23 protein-coding genes are annotated in these 21,454 nt (G+C 61.7%); 13 read left to right on the top strand and 10 right to left on the bottom strand.

Features of this window, described 5'->3' with window-relative positions:
• Positions 1-2: 2 nt before the first annotated feature.
• The 3 genes from mtaB to N1937_RS21065 all read right to left on the bottom strand — a co-directional run bounded on the left by mtaB (position 3) and on the right by N1937_RS21065 (position 2,518).
• Positions 3-1,277, bottom strand: a complete 1,275-nt coding sequence (mtaB, locus tag N1937_RS21055) for a tRNA (N(6)-L-threonylcarbamoyladenosine(37)-C(2))-methylthiotransferase MtaB (RefSeq protein WP_260056899.1) — start codon at positions 1,275-1,277, stop codon at positions 3-5.
• A complete protein-coding gene (dapF, locus tag N1937_RS21060) occupies positions 1,274-2,179 on the bottom strand; it encodes a diaminopimelate epimerase (protein ID WP_260056900.1) in 906 nt (301 codons plus the stop codon). The genes mtaB and dapF overlap by 4 nt, the downstream gene beginning before the upstream one ends.
• Before the next feature lie 114 nt (positions 2,180-2,293).
• Positions 2,294-2,518 carry a hypothetical protein gene (locus tag N1937_RS21065; RefSeq protein ID WP_170257161.1) on the bottom strand — a complete coding sequence of 75 codons (225 nt, stop codon included), beginning with the start codon at positions 2,516-2,518 and terminating at the stop codon, positions 2,294-2,296.
• A gap of 492 nt (positions 2,519-3,010) precedes the next feature.
• Here N1937_RS21065 and ffh point away from each other — a divergent pair, with 492 nt between their 5' ends.
• The 11 genes from ffh to N1937_RS21120 all read left to right on the top strand — a co-directional run bounded on the left by ffh (position 3,011) and on the right by N1937_RS21120 (position 11,764).
• Positions 3,011-4,588 carry a signal recognition particle protein gene (gene ffh, locus N1937_RS21070; RefSeq protein WP_222292793.1) on the top strand — a complete coding sequence of 526 codons (1,578 nt, stop codon included), beginning with the start codon at positions 3,011-3,013 and terminating at the stop codon, positions 4,586-4,588.
• 16 nt (positions 4,589-4,604) lie between these two features.
• On the top strand, positions 4,605-4,925 hold the full coding sequence (locus N1937_RS21075) for a chorismate mutase (RefSeq protein ID WP_011427149.1): 321 nt from the start codon (positions 4,605-4,607) through the stop codon (positions 4,923-4,925).
• Between the two features lie 49 nt (positions 4,926-4,974).
• Positions 4,975-5,346 carry a 30S ribosomal protein S16 gene (rpsP, locus tag N1937_RS21080; protein ID WP_003543667.1) on the top strand — a complete coding sequence of 124 codons (372 nt, stop codon included), beginning with the start codon at positions 4,975-4,977 and terminating at the stop codon, positions 5,344-5,346.
• A gap of 113 nt (positions 5,347-5,459) precedes the next feature.
• Positions 5,460-6,029: a ribosome maturation factor RimM gene (gene rimM / locus N1937_RS21085; protein WP_260056901.1), complete on the top strand. Its 570-nt coding sequence runs from the start codon at positions 5,460-5,462 to the stop codon at positions 6,027-6,029.
• Positions 6,029-6,730, top strand: coding sequence for a tRNA (guanosine(37)-N1)-methyltransferase TrmD (gene trmD, locus N1937_RS21090; protein WP_017966178.1), 702 nt, complete (start codon positions 6,029-6,031; stop codon positions 6,728-6,730). Before rimM ends, trmD begins: the two co-directional genes overlap by 1 nt.
• 214 nt (positions 6,731-6,944) lie before the next feature.
• Complete coding sequence (gene rplS / locus N1937_RS21095) at positions 6,945-7,499, top strand: 50S ribosomal protein L19 (protein ID WP_003582945.1); 555 nt, start codon at positions 6,945-6,947, stop codon at positions 7,497-7,499.
• A 145-nt stretch (positions 7,500-7,644) separates the two neighbouring features.
• Positions 7,645-8,442 carry a transporter substrate-binding domain-containing protein gene (locus tag N1937_RS21100; protein WP_260056902.1) on the top strand — a complete coding sequence of 266 codons (798 nt, stop codon included), beginning with the start codon at positions 7,645-7,647 and terminating at the stop codon, positions 8,440-8,442.
• 16 nt (positions 8,443-8,458) lie between these two features.
• Complete coding sequence (locus N1937_RS21105) at positions 8,459-9,271, top strand: amino acid ABC transporter permease (protein ID WP_260056903.1); 813 nt, start codon at positions 8,459-8,461, stop codon at positions 9,269-9,271.
• Positions 9,253-9,480: a hypothetical protein gene (locus N1937_RS21110; RefSeq protein ID WP_260059097.1), complete on the top strand. Its 228-nt coding sequence runs from the start codon at positions 9,253-9,255 to the stop codon at positions 9,478-9,480. Before N1937_RS21105 ends, N1937_RS21110 begins: the two co-directional genes overlap by 19 nt.
• A gap of 74 nt (positions 9,481-9,554) precedes the next feature.
• The gene (gene leuC, locus N1937_RS21115; RefSeq protein WP_260056904.1) at positions 9,555-10,964 is read left to right on the top strand and encodes a 3-isopropylmalate dehydratase large subunit; all 1,410 of its coding nucleotides are present in this window, start codon (positions 9,555-9,557) and stop codon (positions 10,962-10,964) included.
• A 452-nt stretch (positions 10,965-11,416) separates the two neighbouring features.
• On the top strand, positions 11,417-11,764 hold the full coding sequence (locus N1937_RS21120) for a cell surface protein (RefSeq protein ID WP_170280019.1): 348 nt from the start codon (positions 11,417-11,419) through the stop codon (positions 11,762-11,764).
• Positions 11,765-11,842: 78 nt separating this feature from the next.
• Here the strand turns inward: N1937_RS21120 and N1937_RS21125 are convergent, their stop codons facing one another.
• Positions 11,843-12,673: an aldo/keto reductase gene (locus N1937_RS21125; protein WP_170280018.1), complete on the bottom strand. Its 831-nt coding sequence runs from the start codon at positions 12,671-12,673 to the stop codon at positions 11,843-11,845.
• Between the two features lie 132 nt (positions 12,674-12,805).
• A complete protein-coding gene (locus N1937_RS21130; RefSeq protein WP_260056905.1) occupies positions 12,806-13,324 on the bottom strand; it encodes a L,D-transpeptidase family protein in 519 nt (172 codons plus the stop codon).
• A gap of 167 nt (positions 13,325-13,491) precedes the next feature.
• On the opposite strand from N1937_RS21130, the gene N1937_RS21135 reads away from it, so the two are divergent.
• Positions 13,492-14,175, top strand: coding sequence for a response regulator transcription factor (locus N1937_RS21135; RefSeq protein WP_017966170.1), 684 nt, complete (start codon positions 13,492-13,494; stop codon positions 14,173-14,175).
• Positions 14,176-14,311: 136 nt separating this feature from the next.
• Complete coding sequence (locus N1937_RS21140) at positions 14,312-14,767, top strand: cyclic nucleotide-binding domain-containing protein (protein ID WP_017966169.1); 456 nt, start codon at positions 14,312-14,314, stop codon at positions 14,765-14,767.
• A gap of 48 nt (positions 14,768-14,815) precedes the next feature.
• On the opposite strand, the gene N1937_RS21145 is transcribed toward N1937_RS21140, so the two are convergent.
• The 5 genes from N1937_RS21145 to N1937_RS21165 all read right to left on the bottom strand — a co-directional run bounded on the left by N1937_RS21145 (position 14,816) and on the right by N1937_RS21165 (position 21,350).
• Positions 14,816-15,619 carry an exodeoxyribonuclease III gene (locus tag N1937_RS21145; protein ID WP_170257169.1) on the bottom strand — a complete coding sequence of 268 codons (804 nt, stop codon included), beginning with the start codon at positions 15,617-15,619 and terminating at the stop codon, positions 14,816-14,818.
• A gap of 147 nt (positions 15,620-15,766) precedes the next feature.
• Positions 15,767-16,435 (bottom strand): outer membrane lipoprotein carrier protein LolA, encoded by a 669-nt coding sequence (locus N1937_RS21150; RefSeq protein ID WP_170257170.1) that lies wholly within the window; start codon positions 16,433-16,435, stop codon positions 15,767-15,769.
• 139 nt (positions 16,436-16,574) lie between these two features.
• Entirely contained in the window at positions 16,575-19,265 is a 2,691-nt protein-coding gene (locus N1937_RS21155) for an FtsK/SpoIIIE family DNA translocase (RefSeq protein WP_170257171.1), read from the bottom strand.
• 279 nt (positions 19,266-19,544) lie between these two features.
• Complete coding sequence (locus N1937_RS21160; protein WP_017966165.1) at positions 19,545-20,972, bottom strand: ammonium transporter; 1,428 nt, start codon at positions 20,970-20,972, stop codon at positions 19,545-19,547.
• A gap of 27 nt (positions 20,973-20,999) precedes the next feature.
• Positions 21,000-21,350, bottom strand: coding sequence for a P-II family nitrogen regulator (locus N1937_RS21165; protein ID WP_003543684.1), 351 nt, complete (start codon positions 21,348-21,350; stop codon positions 21,000-21,002).
• Between the last annotated feature and the right edge of the window lie 104 nt (positions 21,351-21,454).

A 21,454-nucleotide genomic window follows, 5' to 3' on the forward strand; every position in this document is an offset into this window, starting at 1 on the left:
AGTCAGGCCGCTGCTGCGGCCGTCAATTGCATGTCGAGATGTTTGCCATTGTGGCCGGTGATCGTGACCGGCACAAGTTCGCCGGGACGAAGGCCGGGGGCCGCGACCAGCGTGAAGTTCTCCGTATGCGCCAGGCCGTTGTTTTCAACAAGCAGCCATTGCCGGGTTCCGATCATCCCATCGAGATGGGATTGATGCAGCATATGTCCAGCGGCGCGCAGCCTTGCGGCGCGATCCTTGACCAGCGACCGGTCGAGTTGCGGCATGCGGGCGGCCGGTGTGCCGGGACGCGGACTGTAGGGGAAGACATGCAGATGAGCGATGCCAGCCTCTTCGGCCAGCCGGATGGCATTCTCGAACATCTCTTCGGTTTCGGTGGGAAAGCCGGCAATCATATCGGCGCCGAAGCTCATCTCGGGGCGCAGGCGGCGCGCATCCTCGATGAAACGCAGCGCATCGGCGCGCAAATGCCGGCGCTTCATGCGCTTCAGGATCATGTCGTCGCCATGTTGCAGCGAAAGATGCAGATGCGGCATGAAACGTGGCTCGTCGGCAATCAGATCCATCAGGTGGGCATCGGCCTCGATGCTGTCGATCGAGGAAAGCCTGAGCCGACGGATATCGGGGATCTGCTTCAGCAGCGTCTTCGCCAAAAGCCCGAGCGTCGGGGCGCCCGGCAGATCGCCGCCATAGCTGGTGGCATCGACGCCGGTCAGCACGATTTCGCGATAGCCGCCGTCGACGAGCTTGCGGGCCTGATCGACGACGGCTCCCATCGGCACGGAGCGGGAATTGCCGCGGCCATAGGGAATGATGCAGAAAGTGCAGCGATGGTCGCAGCCATTCTGCACCTGGATGAAAGCACGCACATGGCCGTCGATATGCCTCACCATCTGCGGCGCCGTCGCCTTGACGCTCATGATGTCGTTGACGCGGAGCTTCTCTTCAGCAGAAACGCCGAAATCCGGCAGGCTGCGATAGGAGGCGCTCGTCAGCTTCTCCTCGTTGCCGAGCACGGCATCGACCTCCGCCATCGCGGCGAAGGTCTGCTTTTCCGTCTGCGCGGCGCAGCCGGTGACGATGATGCGGGCATGCGGATTGTCGCGCCGTGCCCGGCGGATCGCCTGGCGGGCTTGGCGCACGGCCTCGCCGGTCACGGCACAGGTGTTGACCAGTATGGCGTTGTTGAGCCCGGCCTTCTCAGCCTGCGCCTTCATCACTTCGGATTCATATGTGTTGAGGCGGCAGCCGAAGGTAATGACCTCGATGCCGCTCACTGCGCCTCGGCCTCTCGGGTATCATCGCGCGACCAGAGACCGGTCGACGGATCGACCCTGCCGGACCATTCCCATTCGGCCGGGCCGGTCATGATGACGTGATCGTCGCGCTCGCGCCATTCGATCGAAAGCGTGGCCGGCGGCTTGGCGCTTGCCACATTGATCGTCACCTTGCGGCCGGTGCGGCCGGTGCGCGCAGCACTGACCGCAGCAGAACAGGCAGCCGAACCGCAGGCAAGCGTCAGTCCCGCGCCGCGCTCCCAGGTGCGCGTCGTCACCGATGTCGGCGACGTCACTTGCGCCAGCGTGATATTGGCGCGCTCGGGAAACATCGGATGGTTTTCGAGCAACGGCCCGAAGCGGGCGAGATCATAGGACATCACGTCCCTGTCCACCCAGAAGATCGCATGCGGATTGCCCATCGACATCACTGAGGGCGAATGCAGCACCGGCTTGTCGATCGGGCCGATCTGCAGCTCGATGCGGCTGGTATCATGGAATTCTTCCGCCAGCGGGATCCTGTCCCAATCGAACACCGGCCGGCCCATATCGACCGAGATCGTCCCGTCCTCGTGCTCGACGGCATTGAGGATGCCGGCGACCGTCTGGAAGGTAAAGACCTTCCTGCCGGTCTCGGCGGCAAGCGCCTGCACCACGCAGCGCGTGCCGTTGCCGCAGGCCTGCGCCTTCGAGCCGTCGGAATTCAGGATATCGATGAAGGCATCGGTGCCTTCGGCCTTCGGATCATGGATCGCCATGATCTGATCGAACTCAGTCTGCGGATCGGCATTGAGCGCGACCGCCGCCGCCGCCGTGACTTTGTCCGGCCGGCCGCGCATGTCAACGACCAGGATCTTGTTGCCAAGCCCGTTCATCCTCGCGAATTCGACCGTTGCGCTCATGGGTATCATTCCGTCCGTCTTTCCGGTCTATATGGCGGAAATGCGAAGGAATTACCAGTGGTGAGTGCCGGGCAGGCGCTGCAGCCTGCCGACCCTTTCGATGCAGTTTGGCTTTTACCGCTGTGCACCCTCAGGATCGAAAGACGCAGCATGGGCTTCGACAATAGCTGCGGTGATGACCTTTCTCAGCTCGTAGACCAGCGAGCGGGACCGCTTGCGATCCAGATCCTGTGCCGCCTTCGCCAGATTCAGGCCTTCGTTCAGGACAATATGATGGGCCCGCGCCAGCGCCCAGCTCTCAATATCAGCATTTAGCATTCGATATCTCCGCCGATTCATTCGGCATCAAGGATATTCACGAATCATTTTACAGGACGCACTCAAGTATAAAGTAGAATCATAAGCCGATTAATTTGCAACTGGCGTCGACAACGAATTCGGCCGCCGGAGTGGCAATATTTATCGGCAAAACCTGAAACGCTGGCAGATTGCCCGAGCCAATACATCACTTTGTTTGAGTATGTACTTTTGCTGCAACCGTTGGATGAGGCGCCATCGGCCTCTCGTCACACGGCTTCTAAGAAGTCGGTCATGCGGTCATTTGTCCGCATTGCCTTGACTTTCGCCCGGCTTTCCTGTTTATCGCGCCCAATCCGCGACGAGCCGCATGACTCCGAGCCGCCGACCGGGACCTGAGATCCCGGAGGTCAACACCCGACAGCGCGATGCGCCCTCGGGTGCTTTTTGGCTTTGCGTCTTGTTTTCGTCAAGGAAAAGCACGACGTTTCCGGGCATATCCAAACCCGCCCGAAACGTATCAAGGAAGAGCCGATGTTTGAAAACCTCCAGGACCGTCTTGGATCCATTCTGAATGGACTGACAGGCCGTGGCGCGCTTTCGGAAGCCGATGTTTCCGCAGCGCTGCGCGAGGTTCGCCGTGCGTTGCTGGAGGCCGACGTCGCGCTCGACGTCGTGCGTTCCTTCACCGACCGCGTGCGTGAAAAGGCCGTCGGCGCCGAGATTCTGAAGTCGATCAAGCCCGGCCAGATGGTGGTCAAGATCGTGCATGACGAACTGATCGAGATGCTGGGCGGCGAAGGAGTCGGCATCGACCTGCATGCGGCAGCCCCCGTCGTCGTCATGATGGTAGGCCTGCAGGGTTCCGGCAAGACGACGACGTCGGCGAAGATCGCCCATCGCCTGTCGACGCGCGAGAAGAAGAAGGTGCTGATGGCATCGCTCGACACGCGCCGTCCGGCAGCCCAGGAGCAGCTTCGCCAGCTCGGCGCCCAGGCCAATATCGATACGCTGCCCATCATATCGGGCCAGTCGCCGACGGATATCGCCGCCCGCGCCGTGCAGGCGGCCAAGCTTGGCGGCCATGATGTCGTCATCCTCGATACCGCCGGCCGCACGCATATTGACGAGCCCTTGATGGTCGAGATGGCCGACATCAAGAAGCGGTCGAACCCGCATGAAATCCTGCTGGTCGCCGACAGCCTCACCGGCCAGGACGCCGTCAACCTCGCCCGCAGTTTCGACGAACGCGTCGGCATCACCGGTCTGGTGCTGACCCGCATGGACGGCGACGGCCGCGGCGGTGCCGCCCTTTCGATGCGCGCCGTCACCGGCAAGCCGATCAAGCTGATCGGCGTCGGCGAGAAGATGAGCGAGCTGGAGGAATTCCATCCCCGCCGCATCGCGGACCGCATCCTCGGCATGGGCGACATCGTCTCGCTCGTCGAGCGCGCGGCCGAAAACATCGACGCCGAGAAGGCGGCCGCCATGGCCGCCAAGATGGCCAAGGGCAAGTTCGATCTGGACGACCTTGCCGACCAGTTGCGCCAGATGCAGAAGATGGGCGGCATGGGCGGCATCATGGGCATGATGCCCGGCATGGCCGGCATGAAGGACAAGATGGCCGCAGCCGGCCTCGACGACAAGCTTTTCGGCCGCCAGATCGCCATCATCCAGTCGATGACCAAGGCCGAGCGCACCAATCCCGACCTGCTCAAGCATTCGCGCAAGAAGCGCATCGCCGCCGGTTCCGGCACCGATGCCGCCGCCATCAACAAGCTTCTGAAGATGCACCGCCAGATGGCGGACATGATGAAGATGATGGGCGGCAAGGGCAAAGGCGGCATGATGAAGCAGATGATGGGCGGCCTTGCCGGCAAGATGGGGCTCGGCGGCGGCATGGGTGGCGGCATGCCCGACCTCTCGAATATCGACCCCCGGCAGCTCGAGGCCCTGCAGAAGCAGGCGGAAGCGGCGGGGCTTGGAAAGCCGGGTGGGGGTATGCCCGGTCTCGGCGGTCTGCCGGGTGGTTTGCCGGGCCTCGGCGGCGCCAAGCTGCCGGGCCTTGGCGGTGGTTTCCCGGGATTGCCCGGATTGCCGAAGAAGAAGTGAAAGGATCGCTTGCCCCATGATTGATCCAGACGTCAAAGCCCAGCTCGCGAGCTATCGTCAGTCGATCGACAATATCGATGCGGCTCTCGTGCACATGCTGGCCGAACGCTTCCGCTGCACCAAAGAGGTCGGCGTGCTGAAGGCCAAATACAATTTGCCGCCGGCCGACCCGGCGCGCGAGGAATACCAGATCGAACGCCTTCGCCAGCTGGCGAAAGCCGCCAATCTGGACCCGGATTTCGCTGAGAAGTTCCTGAACTTCGTCATCAAGGAAGTCATCCGGCATCATGAGCAGATCGCTGCGGATCACGCTGAACAGAGCGCTGCAGCCCGATAACCCGTACCGCTCGAGAAAGCGGTCAAGAAAAGCCCAAGGAGTAAAGAACATGGCACTGAAAATTCGTCTCGCCCGCGGTGGTTCCAAGAAGCGCCCGTATTACCACGTCGTTCTCGCCGATGCGCGCAGCCCGCGTGACGGCCGCTTCCTCGAAAACCTCGGTTCCTGGAACCCGATGCTTGCCAAGGACGATGAGAAGCGCGTTCAGCTGAACGCCGAGCGCATCAAGCACTGGATCGAACACGGCGCTCAGCCGACCGACCGCGTTCTGCGCTTCCTCGATGAAGCAGGCGTTGCCAAGCGCGAGGTCAAGAACAACCCGGTCAAGGCAAAGCCCGGCAAGCGCGCCCAGGAACGCGCCGCCGAAAAGGCTCAGAAGGTCGCCGACGCCGCCGCCGCTGCAGCAGACGCCGCGGAATAATCGCGACATTCCCTTCGAGCGGGCGGCATGGCGACATGCCGCCCGTTTTCGTTTCCAATCCTCCGCACTTCGTTTATGAGAAACCTGTCTTTCGGCTTCACATGAAGGAACCCATGACCAAGCTTGAAAACCCCGTTCTGATGGCGACGATCGGTGGCGCGCAAGGCCTCCGGGGCGAGGTGCGCGCCAAGGCCTATACGGCCGATCCCGGCGCGCTTGGCGATTACGGCCATCTGCACAGCATGGACGGCCGCAGCTTCGAAGTCCTCGAAATCCGCGAGATGAAGAATGTCGTCGTCGTCCGTTTCCGCGGCGTCAACGACCGCAATGCCGCCGAGGCTCTGAACGGGCTAGAACTTTATATCGAGCGGGACAACCTGCCGGACGAGGAGCTGGAGGACGACGAGTTCTACTATGCCGATCTCGAGGGGCTCGAAGCACGCGACGACAAGGGTGTCAGCTATGGCACGGTTACCGGGGTCTTCGATTTCGGCGCCGGCGACCTCTTGGAACTCAAAGGTCCGGGCAAGCGCCCGGTGCTGATCCCCTTCTCCGAAACCTCGGTGCTGGAGATCGACCTCGAGGCCGGCACGCTGCTGATCGATCCGCTGGCGGCGGGGCTGGTCGACGATCCCGAAGAGCTTTCGAAATTCACCCCCGACGAGCCGAAAAAGAAGAAGTGATGGCTTTCCGGGCGAGCGTGCTGACACTTTATCCGGAAATGTTTCCGGGGCATCTGGGCTTCTCGCTCGCCGGCAAGGCGATGGAGCGCGGGCAATGGTCGCTGGACACGGTTCAGATCCGCGATTTTGCCACCGACAGACACCGCACCGTCGACGACACCCCGGCCGGCGGCGGCGCCGGCATGGTGCTGAAACCAGACGTTCTCGCCCGCGCCATCGACAGTGCCTCGGAAAACGATACCCGCCCGCGGCTGCTGATGAGCCCGCGCGGCCGGCCGCTGACGCAGGAGCGTGTGCGCGAGCTCGCCGCCGGTGATGGCGTCATCATCGTCTGCGGCCGGTTCGAGGGCGTCGACCAGCGGGTGATCGAGGCGCGCGGACTGGAAGAGGTCTCGATCGGCGACTACGTCCTGTCCGGCGGCGAGCCGGCGGCGCTGATCGTGCTCGATGCCATCATCCGCATCCTGCCCGGCGTCATGGGCAACGATCTTTCCGGCCTGCACGAAAGCTTCGAAGGCGGACTGCTGGAACATCCGCACTATACCCGGCCGCAGGAGTGGGAAGGCCGGGAAATCCCCGCGATCCTCACCTCGGGCAATCACGGCGCCATCGAAAAATGGCGGCATGAAGAAGCTGTGCGCCTGACCCGGGAACGGCGCCCGGATCTTCTCGAAAAGGCCAAAACCGAGAAAAACGGCTGATTTCGCAGCCCTTTTCACAAAAATGCCGCCCAAGGGATGACAAGCCCTGGCCTTTGGTGTATTGGCGCACGCGGAAATGGGGTTTATCCCCGTCTGCCAGCAAACAAAGAATGGCGAATCCGCTCCCGCCCTTGATGGGCAAAGTCCTGAGGCCAGTTCCGAAGGATCAGTGTCGAGCGCTCTGGCTGTTTCAGAAGAACCAAAGGTTAAGACGATGAACATCATTCAGCAGCTTGAGGCCGAACAGGCCGCCAAGATCGAAGCCAAGCGCACGCTTCCCGAATTTTCCCCGGGCGATACCGTCCGCGTTAACGTGAAGGTCACGGAAGGCACCCGTACCCGCGTTCAGGCCTATGAAGGCGTCTGCATCGCCCGCTCCGGCGGCGGCCTGCAAGAAAACTTCACGGTCCGCAAGATCTCCTACGGCGAAGGCGTTGAGCGCGTATTCCCGGTCTACTCGCCGATGATCGAAAGCGTCGACGTCGTTCGCCGCGGCAAGGTCCGTCGCGCCAAGCTCTATTACCTGCGCGACCGTCGCGGCAAGTCTGCCCGTATCGTTGAAGACACCGGCGTCCGCGCCCGCAAGCTCAACGATGCCGAGCGCGCCGCCATTGCCGAGGAAAAGGCACGTATCGAAGCTGAAAAGGTGGCAGCAGCTCAGGCGCTCGCCGCCGAGAAGGCAGCAGCAGAAGCTGCGGAAGCCAAGGCCGCCGCTGAAAAGGCCGCCGCAGAAGCAGCCGCCGCTGCAGCGGAACCGGCAGCAGAATAAGACCTGCGCTAGGCAAAATTCTTTGCTTGGAAAGGCGGCCTTCGGGTCGCCTTTTCTATTTTTTGCTGGGGCACGCCGTGGGCGGCCTTGCCTCAGGCCTATCTTCCGTGACAGTTTTTGCCGTTCAATTTTGGGGAACCGTTCAATGTTGTTTCGTCGTACCGTTCTTGCGAGCTTCGCCGCCCTTGCTCTTCTGCCCCTGGCCGCATCGGCCGCCGAGCTGCCTGATCTCGGCGGCAAGAGCGTCGTCGTCGTCACCGAGAATGCCTATCCGCCGCTGCAATTCGTCGATCCGAAATCCGGCAAGGCGATCGGCTGGGAATATGATGCAATGAACGAGATCGCCAAGCGGCTGAATTTCAAGATCGAATACCAGAACACCAGCTGGGATGCGATGATCCAGGCAGTGTCCGACGGCCAGTACAACATCGGCATGACCGGCATCACCATCAAGGAAGACCGCAAGCAGAAGGTGGACTTCTCCGATCCCTACATGCGCTCGCAGCAGTTCATGCTGGTGCGCGGCGACGAGAAACGCTTCACCGACGCCAAATCCTTCGGCGAATTCAAGGATGGCTTGGTCGGCGCCCAGCCCGGCACCACGCCCTTCTACACCGCCGTCTATGAAGTGCTGGATGGCAACGAGCAGAACCCGCGCATCAAACTCTTCGAAACCTTCGGCGCCACCGTCCAGGCCCTGAAGGCCGGCGACGTCGACGTCGTGCTGACCGACGGCACCGCCGGCAAGGGTTATGTCGACGCCTCGAACGGCGCCCTCAAGCTGATCGGCGAACCGCTCGGCACCGAAGATTTCGGCTTCATCTTCCCGAAAGGGTCCGACCTTGTCGCCCCGGTCAATGCCGCCATCGCCGCACTCAAGGCCGACGGCACGTTGGATGGGCTGAACAAGAAGTGGTTCCTCGACTACAAGATGGGCGAATGACGCCGAGCAACTGCTGATGGCGTTGCGACCATCGCCCGACAGACACGTCAAGGACGACTATCCCTGGTGGCTGGTCGCCCTCGTCACGATCGGCATCGTCCTTGCCGCCGTCATCGTCGCCAACGATATCTATGCCCAGGTCTTCCGCACCGTCGTCAACGGTGTCGGCGTCACCGTCTTCGTCACGCTGGTCGCCTTCGTGCTTGCCACCGTGCTCGGCCTCGGCATCTGCCTGCTCGGCATGGCCGACAGCCAGGTGTTGCGTCAGATTGCGCGATTCTACATCGAGATCATCCGCGGCATTCCGATCCTCGTGCTCTTGTTCTACGTCGCCTTCGTCGGCGCGCCGGCCCTGGTCGCAGCCTATAATTTCCTGATTTCGCCGCTGGTGACATCAGGCATGGCCGAGCCCATTCTGGTGCGCGACCTCTCGCTGATGTGGCGGGCGATCATCGCCCTGACGATCGGCTATTCCTCCTTCATCGCCGAGATCTTCCGGGCCGGTTTCCAGTCGGTCGATATCGGCCAGATCGAGGCGGCCAAGGCCCTCGGTCTCTCACGCTATCGGCGCTTTCGTTCCGTCGTCTTCCCGCAAGCGATCCGGGTGATCTTCCCGCCGCTCTCCAACGATTTCGTCTCGATGGTGAAGGACAGCTCGCTCGTCTCCGTGCTCGGCGTTGCCGACATCACCCAGATGGGCAAGGTCTATGCCGCCGGCTCCTTCCGCTTCTTCGAAACCTATTCGATCGTCACCTATATCTATCTGATCTTGACGATCGGCCTGTCGCTGGCGCTGCGGCGGACGGAGAAATGGATGAAGTCGCGGTAAGCGATCAATACCCGCCGCGCTGCCGAGAGGCCGCAGAGCATCTGCTGATGATTCAAATTGAAGCCGCCGCTAAAAATCGCTATATGGAGGCCATGGAATCCAAGTTCAGATGTATTGGTGCGCATATTTTCGTGCTGCAGGATCATTATCGCCTGCCGGCACGGTTCTTTGCATGCGTCTCCGGCGCGCTCAACAGCCGACTTCGTTGATCGAATGACAGCCGGCGGAGCCTGATCCGCCATTTCTCGATTTTCAAAAGCTTCCAAAAAACGGACTTAACGCCATGAGCGCACCGCGTACCCTCTACGACAAGATCTGGGACGATCATCTGGTCGACGAACAGCCGGACGGCACCTGTCTTCTCTACATCGACCGCCACCTGGTCCACGAAGTCACTTCGCCGCAGGCGTTCGAAGGCCTGCGCATGACCGGCCGCAAGGTTCGCGCGCCGGAAAAGACGCTCGCCGTCGTCGACCATAACGTTCCGACCTCGCCTGATCGCCATCTCGGCATCAAGAACGAGGAAAGCCGCATTCAGGTGGAAGCGCTGGCCACCAATGCCGCCGAATTCGGCGTTGAATATTATTCGGCAAGCGACAAGCGCCAGGGCATCGTCCACATCGTCGGCCCGGAACAGGGCTTCACCCTGCCCGGCATGACCATCGTCTGCGGCGACAGCCACACGTCGACGCACGGCGCCTTCGGCGCGCTGGCACACGGCATCGGCACCTCCGAGGTCGAGCATGTGCTGGCGACCCAGACGCTGATCCAGAAGAAGGCGAAGAATATGCTGGTGCGGGTCGACGGCCTGCTTCCGCCGCACGTCACCGCCAAGGACATCATCCTTGCCATCATCGGCGAAATCGGCACGGCCGGCGGCACCGGCCACGTCATCGAATTTGCCGGCGAAGCGATCCGCGCGCTGTCGATGGAAGGCCGCATGACCGTCTGCAACATGACGATCGAAGGCGGCGCCCGCGCCGGCCTGATCGCCCCTGACGAAAAGACCTTCGAATATATCAAGGGCAAACCGCGCGCGCCGAAGGGCGAGGCGCTGGAGCAGGCGATCGCCTATTGGAAGACGCTACAGACCGACGAGGGCGCTCATTACGACCGCATCGTCGTGCTCGATGCCGCCAGCCTGCCGCCGATCGTTTCCTGGGGCTCCTCGCCCGAGGATGTCATCTCCGTCCAGGGGATCGTTCCGAACCCCGACGACATTCCGGACGAAACCAAGCGCACCTCCAAGTGGCGCGCGCTCGACTATATGGGCCTGAAGCCGGGCACGAAGATGACCGACATCACCCTTGACCGCGTCTTCATCGGCTCCTGCACCAACGGCCGCATCGAGGATCTGCGCGAAGTCGCCAAGGTCGTCGAAGGCAAGACGGTTGCCTCAACTGTCGACGCGATGATTGTGCCGGGTTCCGGCCTCGTCAAGGAACAGGCGGAAGCCGAAGGCCTCGATAAGATCTTCAAGGCCGCTGGTTTCGACTGGCGCGAGCCGGGTTGCTCCATGTGCCTTGCGATGAACGACGACCGCCTGAAGCCGGGCGAACGCTGCGCTTCGACCTCGAACCGCAACTTCGAAGGCCGCCAGGGCTTCAAGGGCCGCACGCACCTCGTCTCGCCGGCAATGGCCGCCGCAGCCGCGATCGCCGGGCACTTCGTCGATATCCGCGAGTGGAACTGATCTGATCCGGTAACGGATAGGATTGAAAGCCGCCCGATGCGCATCGGGCGGCTTTGCATTTATGGCGTCTGTCGCTTCGGCGCCCAGATTGCGACCTGCACAGCCCCGCGCCTTCGCCGGCGCGCAAAGAGCTCTGCAGCCCCTGAATTGCTGCACCAAAGCGCGCGTCGCGATCTTTCAGATTCGCTCCTCGCGCTTTAGGCCTTTGTTCTTACGCATGTCGTTGTCGCAAAACCGCGGCACAGTTTTGCGCGACATGCTCTAACTCCGTAAATTGCTTCCGATTTAACTCACTCGTGGCGGGCGAGCCCGTTTGTGCATGGCCCGCCTTCTAATTTCATCCTTTCGGGCAATCGACATCGATAAAGTCCTGTGGCCTCATCGATGATCAGGCGCGATACGCGACAGATAGCGTTCAGGCTTCGCGAACACCGCGCCATCGGGGAAGCGCCATGAGGCAGAAATCAGTAGCGAGTTTACTGCGAGCCGGCCTGATCATATTCGCACCGCTGGCATCGATCGACGCGGTCGGCGCTGCGCCGATGCATTCAACCATACCGCAAGTCACGGTCGCCTCGGGCCAACTGCAACAGGTCGCGCAGAAGAAGATACTGTCGCTCAACGGATACCGCGGCTACAGCAGCGGTCGGCCCGGCTATATCAAAAGCGCGAACGGTTATTGGTATCCCTCACACGCCTTCGACGATTATACCGGCTCAATTGGAAGACCGCGGAGCCTGGGCAATAGCTGCAGTTACGGCTTCGCCCCGACCAACGGATCGTCCAATTGCAATTATTGACTGAGGGCTGCATGCCTCCTTGATGCAACGGCCGCCACGGGCGATCTCACCCGCGCGGCCGCTCATTGGCTTGCTTAATCAGAAGGCTGCCGTCATCGGATCCGGTCCCATGCGGGCGCTGGCGCTGTCGAGTTTGGCTATCGCAGCCATATCATCGGCATCGAGCTTGAAGTCGAACACCTGGAAATTCTCCTCGATACGCGACGGCGTCACCGATTTCGGGATGACGACGAGGCCGGTGTCGATGTGCCAGCGAATGATGACCTGAGCCGGCGTCTTCTGATGCTTTCTGGCAATCTCACCAATAACAGCGTTCGAGATGAACTTGCCCTGGCCGAGCGGGCTCCAGGATTCGGTGGCGATACCAAGCTTCTTGTGAACCTCCTGCGCCACCTTCTGCTGGAAATCGGGATGCAGTTCGATCTGGTTGATGACGGGAACGACGCCGGTCTCGCCGATGATGCGCTCGAGATGTTCAGGATTGAAATTCGACACGCCGATCGAACGGGCGCGGCCCTCTTCCCGTATGCGGGCGAAAGCCTTCCAGGTCTCTGTATAGAGGCCGCGATGCGGCGATGGCCAGTGAATGAGATAGAGGTCGACATATTCGGAACCGAGCTTCTTCAGGCTGCCGTCGAAGGCGCGCAGCGCATTGTCGTAGCCCTGGTCGTCGTTCCTGAGCTTGGTGGTGACGAAGATATCCCTGCGGTCGAGGCCGGAAGAGCGGATGCCTTCGCCGACGCCCTCTTCGTTGTCGTAGCCGGAGGCGGTATCGATATGACGATAGCCGGCGGCGATCGCCGTGCGCACGGTGGGAGCGGCGATATCCTGCGGCGTCTGCCAGACGCCGAGGCCGACCTGCGGAATGGAATGTCCGTCATGGAAAGTGATGATGGGTTGAGCGGTCACAATATATCTCCGGGAGTTTGAAGAATTGGACGAGGCATGAATTGCGCCCGCACCTTCGGGGCGTCCCTGAACGCATCTCAGCCGGAGCGTTCGGTCACCGAAAACATATAGGCAGCCCCATCCGGAAGACAATCAGACGACGCGGACAATCGTTCCTTTTCGAAGGTAGGGCAGCAGGCGGCGCATGTTGCTGAGACTCACCGCCACGCAGCCCGCCGTCGGCTCGTAGCCCGGTTTGATCAGATGGAAGAAGATCGCCGAGCCGCGATTGCGCGCACGCGAGGAGATGTTCCAGTCCATCACCAGGCAGATATCGTAGAGCCCGTCGCTGCGCCGCATCTCCTCGTGACTTGCGCCGAACGGCGCCCTGACAAGGCGGTTGTAGCTGGCACTGTCGGACTGATCGCACCAGAGCATGTCGGGGCGGATGCGGCGGATGGCAAGCGGAGTGACGAGCCGGCCGTTCCGCTCGCCACGCCGGAAGCCGGATATCAGCCTCATCGAGGCGATCGGCGTGGCGCCGTCGCCCTCGCGTTTCATCACGGTTCGGCCGGAACGGCCGATCGCAGCAGGTATGGTGATGGCGCCGAGCCGGACGATTGCCCGGCTCTTATGCCCCGGCGCAGGACGCACCACCACCGTCGGCGTCATGCCCCGCCTCTGCCTTGCTTTTTCCATTTTTCTCGCATGTCGTGCCTTGTCTGGGGCTTCGATTGAAATCATATCAAAACCGACCCGGCAACAGCCCGCTGCCCGATCCTTGCCAAACCAGCAATTTGGCGTAGGACTAGGGAACTTAACATGAGGACGCAAACGGCATGACCGCACGCACCATTCTTCTGGTGGATGACGACGATGACCTTCGGCAGACGCTGACGGAGCAATTGTCGCTGTATGAGGAATTCACGGTTCTGCAGGAATCCAACGCCGGTAAAGGTGTCGCGACCGCCCGTTCGACGCCGATCGACCTGCTGATCATGGATGTCGGCCTGCCCGATATGGACGGCCGCGAGGCGGTGAAGCTGCTGCGCAAGGGCGGTTTCAAGGCGCCGATCATCATGCTGACCGGCCATGATACCGATTCCGACACGATCCTCGGCCTCGAAGCCGGCGCCAACGACTATGTCACCAAGCCCTTCCGCTTCGCCGTGCTGCTCGCCCGCATCCGCGTGCAGTTGCGCCAGCATGAGCAGAGCGAGGATGCGACCTTCACCGTCGGCCCCTACCTCTTCAAGCCGAGCCAGAAGCTGCTGACCACCGATAACGGTCAGAAGATCCGGCTGACGGAAAAGGAAGCGGCGATCATCCGCTATCTCTACCGCGCCGAACAGAAAGTCGTCACCCGCGACGTGCTGCTCGAAGAAGTCTGGGGCTATAATTCCGGCGTGACGACGCATACGCTGGAAACCCACGTCTACCGCCTGCGCCAGAAGATCGAGCGCGATCCCTCCAATGCCGAAATCCTCGTCACGGAAAACGGCGGCTATAAAATCATACCCTAGAGCATTTCCTTTTCTCCGAATCACGGAAATGCTCTATCTCTTTGTTTTCACGCAATTCTGGCAAAAGCCTTTCACGCTTTGCCTGGCAAAACCGCTAGGCACTTTTGCTGGAATTGCTCTAAGGCGAAAAGCCCGCATGGCGCTGACCGACGACATCCACATGCTCGCGCAGCTTCCTCTGTTCAAGGACATGAACGAGGATCAGCTGCGGTTGATCGCCTTCGGCGCCGACCGGCGCATGATCGCTGCCGGCCAGATGCTGTTTCGCCAGGGCTCACCGGCCGAGAGCGCCTATGTCATCCTCACCGGCAGCCTGGAGCTGCGCGCGACGAGCAGCGACGGCATGCAGAGGACAGAGGGGATCGCCGGTCCCGGAACCTTGGTTTCCGAGCTGGCGCTGGTGACGCTGGTGGAGCGCAAGTTCACCGCGGTGGCGCGCGAGGACACCAGTATCATCCGCATTACCCGTGCCCTCTTCCACCGGCTGATCGAAGAATATCCGGACGCGGCCCGGCTGATCGAGAACCGGATCCGCGACAATCTCGCCGAGCTTGCGGCAAAGGCCGCAAGCCAGTTCCACCGCTTCAGCTGATCCCGTTAGAGCAGCTCTGCGCTTTATGAAAAGCTGAACCGCATAGCTCTAGAAATCGAAATGCGCCGTCACCGGCACGTGGTCGGAGGGACGATCCCAGCCGCGCGCCTCTTTCAGGATCTCGATCCGCTTCAGATGCGGCCCGAGATCCGACGACGACCAGATATGGTCGAGACGGCGGCCGCGATCGGCGGCCTCCCAGTCCTTAGCGCGATAGCTCCACCAGGTGTAGAGCTTCTCGTTTTCAGGCACATGCTGGCGCATGAGATCGAGCCAGGCGCCACGCTTCATCACCTCGAGCAGCCCCTCGGTTTCGACGGGCGTATGGCTGACGATCTTCAGAAGCTGCTTGTGCGACCAGACATCGTGCTCCAGCGGCGCGATGTTGAGGTCGCCGACGAGAATTGACGACGTATTGGCCTCGCCATTGGCTTTCAGCAGCTTCATCTCCTCGATGAAATCGAGCTTGTGGCCAAATTTCGGATTGATCGTGCGATCCGGCTCGTCGCCGCCGGCCGGGACATAGAAATTATGCAGCCGGACGCGACGATTGCCGTGCTCGAAGATCGCCGAGATGTGGCGGGCGTCGCCGACGCCGCAATAATCCTGCCGGTGATCCTCGGTCAACGGAATGCGCGAGGCGATCGCCACGCCGTGATAGCCTTTCTGGCCATGGATGATGATGTGATTGTAGCCTATGGCCCTGAGCGGTGCCGCCGGAAACAGATCGTTCGTCACCTTGGTTTCCTGCAGGCAGAGGATATCGGGCCTGTGCTTGAGAACGAGCTGCTCGACGATCGGCATGCGCAGCCGCACCGAGTTGATGTTCCAGGTGGTGATCGAAAAGCCCATGCCGATGCCCTTTCACGCCCAACGCGTATCGCACAAACCGTGCAACGGTTTCCACGCGATGCGCTTTCATGAAAGGGCTTTAGAACAAAGGCGGACGCGAGGGAACCGGCCGCATGTCAAAGCGGCCGGCGATCAACCGAAAAGCTCTCAGTCGCGCGACTGCGGCGTGCCGGGAATGGCCTCATAAGGCACGCGGAAGACGCGATCGTCGAACTGCATACCGGTTTTGACGTTGAAGATCATCACCGAAGTGTCCTTGCCCTGATTGTCGGTGATCGTCCACTGACGCAGGTCGTAGGTCTTCGGGTCGAACATCATGGTGATGGTCGAGTTTCCGAACACCGTATTGTTGCCGAGCGCGATCGTCGTCAGGTCGGATTCTTCCTTCACGCCCTTCACCATACCGGCCGAAAGGTCGATATGCTGCGCCAGGAGCAGGCTGAGCGGGGTCTTGGAGAGCGGATAGAGATCCCAGGTCTTGAGCTTCGTATTGCCGATGGCGACGTTCTTGCCGTCGGCGATCACCCGCATCGGCGACGGATCGTCATAGTTGAAACGCAGCTTGCCGGGACGCTGGATATAGAACTTGCCGCCGGTCTGCTCGCCGCGCGGTCCGAACTGCACGAATTCACCCTGCATCGTCGTGACGCCGGAGAAATGATCGGCGATCGCCTGCGCCGTGCCGGAGGCGGGAGCTGCCGCCTGCGCATGAGCACCGAAGGGAATGGCGCTCGCCATCGCAGCAACGGCGAAGGCGCCGAGAAGGTCGCGGCGCGTTACCGTCAGGCCGGAGAGGAAGGTATCGGAGTGACTCATCTAAATCTCCTTTATGCGATCTGCATGCTGCCGAAAGGCGGCGTCTTCAAGGCGTTGCGATCGGCCTGCGAGAGGTAACGGCTTCGACGCTATCAGGTTTCCGCAAAAGCGGCCGTATTGGAAATATATGCCTGTTCTGTCAGCGGTCGAGGATGTCGCCTTCGGTGGGAACGAGGATCTCGCGTTTGCCGGCATGGTTGGCCGGTCCGATGATGCCCTCCTTCTCCATGCGCTCGACGAGCGAGGCGGCGCGGTTGTAGCCGATGCCGAGCCGGCGCTGGACGTAGGAGGTCGACGCCTTGCCGTCGCGCAGCACGATGGCGACCGCCTGGTCGTAGGGATCCTCCGATTCGGAAAGATTGGACGTGCCGGCCGGACCGCCGCCACCGCCGCCGTAATCGCCGTCTTCGTCGTCATCGGCGGTGATCGCATCGAGATATTGCGGGGAGCCCTGGGTCTTCAGGTAGGAGACGATCTCTTCCACCTCGACGTCAGAGACGAACGGGCCGTGCACGCGCTGGATACGCCCGCCGCCCGCCATGTAGAGCATGTCGCCCATGCCGAGCAGCTGCTCGGCGCCCTGCTCGCCGAGAATGGTGCGGCTGTCGATCTTCGAGGTCACCTGGAAGGAGATGCGGGTCGGGAAGTTCGCCTTGATCGTGCCGGTGATGACGTCGACTGACGGACGCTGTGTCGCCATGATCACGTGGATGCCGGCCGCACGCGCCATCTGCGCCAGACGCTGGACGGCGCCTTCGATGTCCTTGCCGGCGACCATCATCAGGTCGGCCATCTCGTCGATGATCACGACGATATATGGCATCGGCCGCAGATCGAATTCCTCGGTCTCGTACATCGCCTCGCCGGTGTGGCGGTCGAAGCCGGTCTGCACCGTGCGCGAGATCGCCTCGCCCTTCGACAGCGCCTGCTCGACGCGGGTGTTGAAGCCGTCGATATTGCGCACGCCGATCTTCGACATTTTCTTGTAGCGCTCTTCCATCTCGCGCACCGTCCATTTGAGCGCGACGACGGCCTTTTTCGGATCGGTGACGACAGGCGAAAGCAGATGCGGGATGCCGTCATAGACGGAGAGTTCGAGCATCTTCGGGTCGATCATGATCAGCCGGCACTGTTCCGGCGTCATGCGATAGAGCAGCGACAGGATCATCGTGTTGATGGCGACCGACTTGCCGGAACCGGTGGTGCCGGCGACGAGCAGATGCGGCATCTTGGCAAGATCGGCGATCACGGCTTCGCCGCCGATCGTCTTGCCGAGCGCCATGGCGAGCTTCGCCTTGCTGCCCTCGAAATCCCGGGAGGCGATGAGTTCACGCAGATAGACGGTCTCGCGCGTCTGGTTCGGCAATTCGATGCCGATCGCATTGCGGCCGGGCACGACGGCGACGCGGGCGGCAATCGCGCTCATCGAGCGGGCGATATCGTCGGCAAGCCCGATGACGCGCGACGACTTGATGCCGGGCGCCGGTTCCAGTTCGTAGAGCGTGACGACGGGACCGGGACGGACATGGATGATCTCGCCCTTGACGCCGAAATCTTCGAGCACGCCTTCGAGCATGCGGGCGTTCTGTTCCAGCGCATCGGCCGAAAGCGTGGAATCGCGCACGACATTCTTCGGTTCGGCGAGCAGATGCATCGACGGAAGCTGGAAACCCTCGGGGCGGATGAACGAGCCCTGCGCCTCCCGCTCGATGCGGGCGCTGGGCTTCGGGCGTGCGACCACGGGGACGACGCGCGGTTCCGGCTTGCCGGCCGCCTTTGCCGGCGCTCGGATCATCCAGTCGTCGTCATCGTCGTCGGGCAGAATATCGGCCGGGCGCGGCGGCATGTCGTTATCGAAGGGCAGGTCGTCGTCATTGTCGTCGTCATCGATTGACAGCGACGGCGCGGAGACGATGCGCCGCGGCGAAGCCGTCCTTGGCCCCATTGATGGTTCCATCGACGGCTCCATGCGCTCGCCGCGGACGGTCGGCGCCTTGGCGCGAACGGGTTCGTTCAGCGTGCCGAACTCGTCATCGTTGAAATCATACGGTGATTCGTAATCGCCCTGGCGCCGCTTGCGCGGACCCATGCCGAAGAGCCGGCGCAGCCGGCCCTGGCTCATGTACCAGGCATGCGTCACAGCGCCGCTGAAAGCGACCCAGCGCGATTCGTCCTCCTCCTCGTTCTCGTCTCCGACGACGCGGGCCTTGCTTCTCGTATCGACGTAATCCTCCTCGATCTCCTCGTCGGCGTCGCTGCGGCCGACGAGGCCCGATGCAAAGAGCATCATCCAGGCGGTCGGCGCGGCAAAGATGCAGCCGACCACCATGGCGAAGGTGCCGGTGGGATAGGCGCCGACGAAGAGTGCGGGAAAACGCAGGATCATGTCGCCGACGACGCCGCCGATGCCGTTCGGAATCGGCCAGGTGAGCGGCGGCGGAAAACAGCCGATGACGGCGGAAGAGAGCACTGAACCGGCCAACCAGGCGCCGGCACGGGCCGGAATGCGGCTGAAGCGGCGGCCAGAAATCAGCGTCAGCGCCCAGGCGACGATCGGCAGCATTGAAACGACGCTGGCAAGGCCGAGGAATTGCATGACGATATCGGCAAAGGCGGCACCGCTGTAACCGAGAATATTCGTCGGCAGGTTGGCAGTGGCATAGGAATAGCTCGGATCCGCAACATTCCAAGTCGCCAGCGCCGCGACGCAGAACGCCAGCAGCAGAAAGATCGCAAAGCCGATGAGCGCCTGGATCTGCCGCAGCATGAATGCCGAGAAGGAGAACCGATCCGGACGGCCATCCATTGCCGGCGACGTGCTTCTTGCCATGTGTCTAACCCGTCCAATGCCTGAGGACACGCGAATCGCTGAAGCTTCGCCGTGCCAAAATGCGTCCGCTCTACCTAATCAGAGCCGGGTTAAAGCGATGTTAACCATGCATAGCCGGACGACAATTCCGGACAGGGAATGAAAAAGGCCCGAACCTTGAAAGGTCCGGGCGAAATGCGGTCTATGGCAGCTTTTCCGGGTCTAACCCGGAAAAGCTCGAGATAGGCCGCGACGGGCCGTGAAGCGGCGCCCTTTTGCCGGGCGCCGCAAACCCTGTGATCAGGAAGAGTGGTAGGCGGCTTCGCCGTGGGTCGAAAGGTCGAGACCTTCGCGCTCGGCTTCGACGGTGACACGCAGGCCGATGACAACGTCGACGATCTTGTAGAGGATCGCCGAGCCGATACCCGACCACAGCAGCGTCGTCAGCACGCCCTTGGCCTGAGCCCAGACCTGGGTTGCCGTGCCGGCATAGGAGGCTGCGAAGTCTGCAGTCGAATAATCGACGATGCCTGCACCGCCGAGCGCCGGGTTGACGAGGATACCGGTGCCGAGAGCGCCGATGATGCCGCCGACGCAATGGACGCCGAAGACGTCGAGGCTGTCGTCGTAGTTGAACTTGTTTTTCACGACGTCGACGAAGAAGTAGCAGACCGGCGAGACGATCAGGCCGAGAACGATCGCGCCCATCGGGCCGGCAAAGCCTGCCGCCGGGGTAATGGCGACGAGACCGGCAACCGCGCCGGAAGCGCCACCCAGCATCGAAGCCTTGCCGCGGGTGAGGGTTTCGACGATGCACCAGGATACAGCGGCGGCAGCCGTTGCGACGAAGGTGTTGATAAAGGCAAGCGAGGCGTAGGCATTGGCTTCGAGGTTGGAGCCGGCATTGAAGCCGAACCAGCCGACCCAGAGCAGCGAGGCGCCGACCATGGTCAGCGTCATCGAATGCGGAGCCATGATTTCCTTCTTATAGCCCGTGCGCTTGCCGAGCATGATGGCGCCGACGAGGCCCGCAATACCGGCATTGATGTGAACGACCGTGCCACCGGCAAAGTCGATTGCGCCGTAGGAGAAGATCAGGCCGGCCGGCGAGGTGTAGGAGCTCGGACCGCCCCAGAACCAGACCATGTGGGCCATCGGGAAGTAGATGAAGGTGACCCAGAGGACGACGAAGAGCATGACGGCCGAGAACTTGATGCGCTCGGCGAACGCGCCGACGATCAGGCCGGGCGTGATGCAGGCGAAGGTCATCTGGAACACGATGAAGGTGTATTCCGGAATGGCGACGCCCTTCGAGAAGGTTTCAGCGAGCGACGACGTGTTGACGCCGGCGAGGAACGCCTTGGAGAAGCCGCCGACGAAGCTGTTCAGCGAGCCGCCGTCGGTGAAGGCGAGCGAATAGCCATAGGTCACCCAGATCAGCGCCACGACGGCCGTGATCATGAAGACCTGCATCAGCACCGAGAGCATGTTCTTGGCGCGGACGAGACCGCCGTAGAAAAGCGCAAGGCCGGGGATGGTCATCAGAAGGACGAGCGCCGAGGAGACGAGCATCCAGGTATTGTCACCCTTGTCCATGGTGAAAGCAGGAGCAGCAGCTGCGGTGGCAGCTGGTGCAGCCTCCTGCGCGAAAGCAACGGCCGGCGCCAGAAGGGCAGCCGTTGCTGCGCAAAGACGCGCAGAGGTGGAAGAAAACTTCGAAATTGACATTGGAAAAAGCTCCTTGATCTGCCGTTCTTACAGCGCTTCTGAATCGGTTTCGCCCGTACGGATGCGCACGGCATGGTCGATCGAATAGACGAAGATCTTGCCGTCACCGATCTGACCGGTCTTGGCCGATGCCGCGATGGCCTCGACCGCCCTGTCGACGAGTTCCGATGCAACCGCGATTTCGATCTTGAGCTTCGGCAGGAAGCTGACTGCATATTCGGTGCCGCGATAGATTTCGGTGTGTCCCTTCTGGCGCCCGTAGCCCTTCACTTCGGTTACGGTCAGCCCCTGAATGCCGATCGCCGTAAGGGCTTCGCGGACCTCATCGAGCTTGAACGGCTTGATAATGGCCATCACAATTTTCATCTGGTTTCCCATCCTTCGTTATCCTCGGCGCGGAGCCGACTCTCCTTGCCGCTGACGTTCCCGAACAGCGACCGGCGAATACACATTCAAGGGACGTGCCAGATTCGAGGCAAGAT

The organism is Rhizobium sp. WSM4643, from assembly GCF_025152745.1.
Taxonomy (GTDB): Bacteria; Pseudomonadota; Alphaproteobacteria; order Rhizobiales; family Rhizobiaceae; genus Rhizobium; species Rhizobium leguminosarum_I.

Excerpts from the sequence above, each read along its gene's own strand:
- rpsP (WP_003543667.1), top strand. The coding sequence starts at position 4,975 with ATGGCACTGAAAATTCGTCTCGCCCGCGGTGGTTCCAAGAAGCGCCCG.
- N1937_RS21100 (WP_260056902.1), top strand. The coding sequence starts at position 7,645 with ATGTTGTTTCGTCGTACCGTTCTTGCGAGCTTCGCCGCCCTTGCTCTT.
- N1937_RS21120 (WP_170280019.1), top strand. The coding sequence starts at position 11,417 with ATGAGGCAGAAATCAGTAGCGAGTTTACTGCGAGCCGGCCTGATCATA.
- N1937_RS21065 (WP_170257161.1), bottom strand. The coding sequence starts at position 2,518 with ATGAATCGGCGGAGATATCGAATGCTAAATGCTGATATTGAGAGCTGG.
- N1937_RS21135 (WP_017966170.1), top strand. The coding sequence starts at position 13,492 with ATGACCGCACGCACCATTCTTCTGGTGGATGACGACGATGACCTTCGG.
- N1937_RS21075 (WP_011427149.1), top strand. The coding sequence starts at position 4,605 with ATGATTGATCCAGACGTCAAAGCCCAGCTCGCGAGCTATCGTCAGTCG.
- N1937_RS21145 (WP_170257169.1), bottom strand. The coding sequence starts at position 15,619 with ATGGGCTTTTCGATCACCACCTGGAACATCAACTCGGTGCGGCTGCGC.
- N1937_RS21105 (WP_260056903.1), top strand. The coding sequence starts at position 8,459 with ATGGCGTTGCGACCATCGCCCGACAGACACGTCAAGGACGACTATCCC.
- N1937_RS21130 (WP_260056905.1), bottom strand. The coding sequence starts at position 13,324 with ATGACGCCGACGGTGGTGGTGCGTCCTGCGCCGGGGCATAAGAGCCGG.
- N1937_RS21160 (WP_017966165.1), bottom strand. The coding sequence starts at position 20,972 with ATGTCAATTTCGAAGTTTTCTTCCACCTCTGCGCGTCTTTGCGCAGCA.
- ffh (WP_222292793.1), top strand. The coding sequence starts at position 3,011 with ATGTTTGAAAACCTCCAGGACCGTCTTGGATCCATTCTGAATGGACTG.
- rimM (WP_260056901.1), top strand. The coding sequence starts at position 5,460 with ATGACCAAGCTTGAAAACCCCGTTCTGATGGCGACGATCGGTGGCGCG.
- dapF (WP_260056900.1), bottom strand. The coding sequence starts at position 2,179 with ATGAGCGCAACGGTCGAATTCGCGAGGATGAACGGGCTTGGCAACAAG.
- N1937_RS21140 (WP_017966169.1), top strand. The coding sequence starts at position 14,312 with ATGGCGCTGACCGACGACATCCACATGCTCGCGCAGCTTCCTCTGTTC.
- N1937_RS21165 (WP_003543684.1), bottom strand. The coding sequence starts at position 21,350 with ATGGGAAACCAGATGAAAATTGTGATGGCCATTATCAAGCCGTTCAAG.
- N1937_RS21155 (WP_170257171.1), bottom strand. The coding sequence starts at position 19,265 with ATGGCAAGAAGCACGTCGCCGGCAATGGATGGCCGTCCGGATCGGTTC.
- N1937_RS21110 (WP_260059097.1), top strand. The coding sequence starts at position 9,253 with ATGGATGAAGTCGCGGTAAGCGATCAATACCCGCCGCGCTGCCGAGAG.
- N1937_RS21150 (WP_170257170.1), bottom strand. The coding sequence starts at position 16,435 with ATGAGTCACTCCGATACCTTCCTCTCCGGCCTGACGGTAACGCGCCGC.
- leuC (WP_260056904.1), top strand. The coding sequence starts at position 9,555 with ATGAGCGCACCGCGTACCCTCTACGACAAGATCTGGGACGATCATCTG.
- rplS (WP_003582945.1), top strand. The coding sequence starts at position 6,945 with ATGAACATCATTCAGCAGCTTGAGGCCGAACAGGCCGCCAAGATCGAA.
- trmD (WP_017966178.1), top strand. The coding sequence starts at position 6,029 with ATGGCTTTCCGGGCGAGCGTGCTGACACTTTATCCGGAAATGTTTCCG.